Source organism: Agromyces albus (genome assembly GCF_004134825.1).
In the GTDB taxonomy this organism is placed as follows: Bacteria; Actinomycetota; Actinomycetes; order Actinomycetales; family Microbacteriaceae; genus Agromyces; species Agromyces albus.
This window is the reverse complement of sequence record NZ_SDPN01000108.1, coordinates 1-634: the sequence shown is the minus strand read 5'-3', so window position 1 is coordinate 634 and position 634 is coordinate 1. Positions and strand designations below refer to the sequence as shown.

1 protein-coding gene is annotated in these 634 nt (G+C 75.6%); it reads right to left on the bottom strand.

All coding sequences use genetic code 11. The features are described from left to right. Positions 1-634: type II secretion system F family protein (locus tag ESP51_RS20430; RefSeq protein ID WP_206737384.1), on the bottom strand; the 634-nt coding region annotated here is incomplete at both ends.

Sequence of the window (634 nt, the reverse complement as noted above, 5' to 3'; positions counted from 1 at the left end):
TCACCCGCCGCCCGAGCCGAGCGCCGCAGCCGGAAGGCCTCGGCGCGCAGCAGCTCGGCGACCGGCGCGCCGGCCCTCGTCGCGAGGCCGAGGACGGATTCGACCTCCCGGCCATCGCCGGCGGTCGGCACGTGCTCGGCCATCGCGGCGCGAGCGATGTCTCGAGCGCGCTCGATCGACGTGCCGCCCGACATCGCGATCGCGAGGAGTTCGAGTTCGAGTCCGGCATCGCCGCGCCCGCGCGAGGCTCGCGCGGCGAGGGCCGTGTTCCAGCGCCGACCCGCCCAGAGGAATCCGGCGCCGAGCGCCAGGCACGCGAGACCCAGCGGATTGCCGAAGAGCACTGTCAGCGTGTCGAACCCGAGTGCCGTGCCGAAGACGAGCGCAATGATCGGCAGCGCGGTGACGAGCCGGGCGCTCGCCGCAGGCCCGGCGAGTGCCGCTCGAACCTCACGGCGCAACTGCGCCTCGTCGCGAAGGGAGCCCGCGAGACTCCGCAGGCTCGACGCGAGCGGCGCACCCGACTCAGCGGCCACCGACCACGCTGCCGCGAGCACGGACCAGGCTCCGGATGCCGCGGGGTGGGCCGCACGGGCTTCGGCGATCGCCGGCGCCACCGGGTCGCCGCTCGACG